This is a genomic window from Gelidibacter sp. (assembly GCF_039916245.1).
Taxonomy (GTDB): Bacteria; Bacteroidota; Bacteroidia; order Flavobacteriales; family Flavobacteriaceae; genus Gelidibacter.
The window spans coordinates 1-4216 of the sequence record NZ_JBDSLS010000237.1 but is presented as its reverse complement, the minus strand read 5'-3'; the positions used below and the strand labels follow the sequence as shown (position 1 = coordinate 4216).

Genomic DNA, 4216 nt, shown 5'->3' with positions numbered 1-4216 from the left:
GCACTTTGATCAATTTGGATTCAGTGTATCATGGTGTGGCCACTAAAGTAACCAGTTGCGTTACGGACGAATCACTTTTCAACGGCTTGGATAAAACCATTGAAGTTGGGCGTTATCATTCTTGGGTCGTCGATCCAAATTTACCAGAAGTATTGGAAGCTACCTCCTTTGATGAAAATGGTCAAGTGATGTCCTTACGTCATAAAGTGTACGATTTAAAAGGGGTACAATACCATCCAGAATCGGTATTAACACCTCATGGAAAGAAGATCTTGGAAAATTGGATAAATCAGTAAACAGTTTTCTCCTGATAGCTATCGGGATCAGCTGGCGGTCAAATTTTTTAAAAAAAAAGACTGAATATCTAAGAATAAAATCACAAAAATTCCTTCCCTTTTTTCAAGGGAAGGTGGATTCATCCCGAGAAAACGGGATGAAGACGGAAGGGTAAAACCTAAGTCAAATTAAGTTTAACAAGAAAAGATTCTTGCCGAAGTTTATCTTGAGCAGGGTCGAAAGGCAGGAAGTTATATGAAACACATACTCAACAGACTCATCAACCAAGAAAGCATCTCAAGCGAAGAAGCCAAACACGTCTTGGTAAATATCTCAAAAGGCGACTACAACCAAAGCCAAATTGCATCTTTCCTTACGGTTTATATGATGCGAAGCGTGACCATCGAAGAACTGCAAGGTTTTAGGGACGCCCTTTTAGAATTGTGCTTGCATGTCAATTTAGACGACTACAATGGCATCGATTTATGTGGCACTGGCGGCGATGGAAAAGATACGTTTAACATTTCAACCTTGGCTTCATTTGTGACGGCAGGCGCCGGTGTCAATGTTACCAAACATGGTAATTATGGTGTTTCTTCGGCTTGTGGCTCTTCCAACGTTATGGAATATTTAGGCATTAAATTCACTTCAGATATCGATTTTTTGAAACGTTCTTTGGATGAGGCTGGCATTTGTGTATTGCACGCGCCGCTCTTCCACCCTGCGATGAAAAATGTGGCTCCGATCCGGAAGGATTTGGCTGTAAAAACTTTTTTCAATATGTTGGGACCTATGGTCAATCCGGCATTTCCAAAAAATCAATTGGTCGGCGTATTTAATTTAGAATTGCTAAGAATGTATAGCTACCTCTACCAAAACACAGATATTAACTATACCATTCTACATGCTTTGGATGGCTATGATGAAATTTCACTGACCGGACCAACCAAAGTGATCAGAAACAGTTCAGAAACAATGATCACTCCCGATTTTTTTGGAGTGAACACTCTAGAACAAAGTGATATTTACGGCGGCGATTCTGTAGAAGATGCAGCAAAAATATTTACGAAAATATTAAATGGCCAAGGTAGCGAAGCGCAAAACAATGTCGTTTGTGCCAATGCCGCCATGGCGATTGCTACGGTAACCCAAAATTCGGTAGAAGATAGTTTTGAAGCAGCAAAAGCATCTTTGTTAAGCGGAAAAGCGAAAGCGAAATTTGAAAAATTAGTTGAAATAAGTAAAATTTAGTCCGCAGTCTTCAGTCCACAGTAAGCAATCCAACCTACTGAAGACTGATGACTGCAGACTGCAGACTGAAAAACATGAATATATTAGACCATATCGTCGCAGACAAACGCAAAGAAGTTGATTTAAGAAGATCAATCATTCCAACGTCACAATTGGAACGATCGGTTTTGTTTGACCGAGACACAGTTTCACTTACCGAAAGATTAAGAAACAGTACTTCAGGTATCATTGCCGAGCACAAACGCCGTTCACCATCAAGATCTGTGATCAATCAGAACCTAAGTGTCTTTGATGTCGCACAAGGTTATGAATCGGCGGGAGTTTGTGGAATGTCGGTTTTAACCGATGCTAAATATTTTGGCGGCTCCTTGGACGATTTGCTATTGGCAAGAGCCAGTTGTCAATTGCCTTTGTTGCGAAAGGAATTTATCATCCATCCGTACCAAATCTTGGAAGCTAAAGCCTATGGCGCCGATGTCATTTTGCTCATTGCTTCTATTTTATCCAAAGTAGAAATTAAGCAATTTTCAGAATTGGCAAAAAGCCTAAATCTCGAAGTTCTTTTAGAAATTCATAACGAAGAAGAACTCAATAAATCCATCATGCCAAGTCTGGATATGATTGGCGTGAACAATAGAAACTTAAAAACCTTCGACGTCAGTTTAGAAACAAGCAAGCACCTAAGCTCATTGATTCCAAATGACTTTTTAAAGATATCTGAAAGCGGCATTAGTACTATTGAAGCCATCAATGAGTTGAAACCTTTTGGCTATCAAGGTTTTTTAATTGGAGAAAACTTCATGAAAACAGATAATGCAGGAGAAAGTGCAAAGACTTTTATAAAAGGATTACAATAAATCAGAAAATAACCAAAAGTTAAATGAGCAGCAAAAACATCATAAAAATCCCAAATCAAACTCCCTCTCGTTCGGAAAGAGCTGGGGTGAGGATTAAAATCTGCGGTATGAAATATCAAGATAACATCACTGATATTGCTTTGCTTCAACCCGATTATTTTGGTTTTATATTTTATGAGAACTCAAGTCGATTTTTTGATGGCATCATTCCGCAGTTACCAGAAAACATCAAAAAAGTCGGCGTTTTTGTAAATGCATCTATTGAGGAGATAGTTGAAAAGGTAGAACATTATGCTTTAGATTTGGTTCAGTTGCATGGGGAGGAAACGCCGGAGTTTTGTGAGGAATTAAAACGTTGTATTAGAAAAAGCATTCGAAATGAAAACACTGAGACTCCTGCCTTCACAGGAATATTGAAAGTATTCTCCATCAAAGACCATTTCAATTTTGAACAATTAACTCCATACGAATCTGTATGCGATTACTATTTGTTTGATACCAAAGGACAATTACCAGGAGGTAATGGCTATACCTTTAATTGGGAAGTATTAAAAAACTATCCTTCAACCAAACCTTACTTTTTAAGTGGCGGAATTGGTTTGGAGGAAGTTAATAACATCAACGAATTCCTGCGAAAGCAGGAATCCCAATTTTGCCATGCCATCGACGTCAACAGCAAATTTGAAATAGAACCTGGACTAAAGAATATCACAATATTAAAAGAATTTAAAAATAGAATTAAACCAAACCTCACAGGTTTTAAAAACCTGTGAGGTCTTTTGAAGAATAAATCATGAGATTAGCTACGCTGAACCTAACGGTTTCCTGCCTTCGCGGGAATGAAAATAAAATTAATCGGTTTAACGAAACGAATTGAACCAATAAAATAGGAGATTCCTGCCTGCGCAGGAATAAAAAAACATGACATACAACATCAACAACAAAGGTTACTACGGCGAATTTGGAGGGGCATACATTCCAGAAATGCTTTATCCAAATGTGGAAGAATTACGCCAAAACTATCTCAAAGTCATGGCAGAAGAAGAATTCCAAGAAGAATTCAATGCCTTGCTTAAGGACTATGTAGGACGTCCTTCCCCACTCTATTTCGCAAAGCGATTGAGCGAGAAGTACAATACCAAAATTTACTTAAAGCGCGAGGACCTGAATCATACAGGTGCGCACAAAATCAACAACACCATTGGACAAATACTGATGGACAAACGCTTGGGCAAACACCGCATCATCGCTGAAACTGGTGCCGGCCAACATGGTGTGGCAACGGCAACCGTTTGCGCACTCATGGGCTTGGAATGCATTGTGTATATGGGAGAAATTGACATTGCACGTCAGGCGCCAAATGTGGCCCGAATGAAAATGTTGGGTGCAACAGTAGTTCCCGCACTTTCAGGAAGTCGCACTTTAAAAGACGCGACCAACGAGGCCATTCGCGATTGGATCAACAATCCTGTGGACACCCATTATATCATTGGTAGTGTGGTTGGACCACATCCTTATCCCGATATGGTTGCGCGTTTTCAAGCAGTTGTTTCTGAGGAAATCCAATGGCAACTCAAGGAAAAAGAAGGCACTACCAAACCAGACTATGTCGTGGCATGCGTTGGTGGTGGCAGTAATGCGGCTGGGGCATTCTATCACTTTTTGGACGATACAGAGGTCAAACTTATTGCTGCCGAAGCCGCAGGAAAAGGGGTGCATTCTGGAGAAAGTGCTGCCACATCAGTACTCGGAAACGAAGGCATTATCCATGGCAGTAAAACACTGTTGATGCAAACTCCTGACGGACAAATCACAGAACCTTATAGTATTTC

Annotated in this window: 5 protein-coding genes; all 5 read left to right on the top strand. The window is 39.9% G+C overall.

The genetic code is table 11. The annotated features are described in order from the left end of the window. Positions 1 to 296, top strand: a 296-nt coding sequence (locus ABIQ28_RS12625; protein ID WP_348037850.1) for an aminodeoxychorismate/anthranilate synthase component II, incomplete at its 5' end; no start/stop codon positions are given. A gap of 235 nt (positions 297 to 531) precedes the next feature. Continuing rightward, on the top strand, positions 532 to 1527 hold the full coding sequence (trpD, locus tag ABIQ28_RS12620; RefSeq protein ID WP_348037848.1) for an anthranilate phosphoribosyltransferase: 996 nt from the start codon (positions 532 to 534) through the stop codon (positions 1525 to 1527). A gap of 74 nt (positions 1528 to 1601) precedes the next feature. Continuing rightward, entirely contained in the window at positions 1602 to 2384 is a 783-nt protein-coding gene (gene trpC, locus ABIQ28_RS12615; RefSeq protein ID WP_348037846.1) for an indole-3-glycerol phosphate synthase TrpC, read from the top strand. Positions 2385 to 2491: 107 nt separating this feature from the next. Continuing rightward, on the top strand, positions 2492 to 3157 hold the full coding sequence (locus ABIQ28_RS12610) for a phosphoribosylanthranilate isomerase (protein ID WP_348037844.1): 666 nt from the start codon (positions 2492 to 2494) through the stop codon (positions 3155 to 3157). Positions 3158 to 3305: 148 nt separating this feature from the next. After that, the coding region (gene trpB / locus ABIQ28_RS12605; RefSeq protein WP_348037842.1) for a tryptophan synthase subunit beta at positions 3306 to 4216 on the top strand (911 nt) is incomplete at its 3' end.

Coding starts and splice junctions, on each gene's coding strand:
- trpD (WP_348037848.1), top strand. CDS start 532: ATGAAACACATACTCAACAGACTCATCAACCAAGAAAGCATCTCAAGC.
- trpC (WP_348037846.1), top strand. CDS start 1,602: ATGAATATATTAGACCATATCGTCGCAGACAAACGCAAAGAAGTTGAT.
- ABIQ28_RS12610 (WP_348037844.1), top strand. CDS start 2,492: ATGAAATATCAAGATAACATCACTGATATTGCTTTGCTTCAACCCGAT.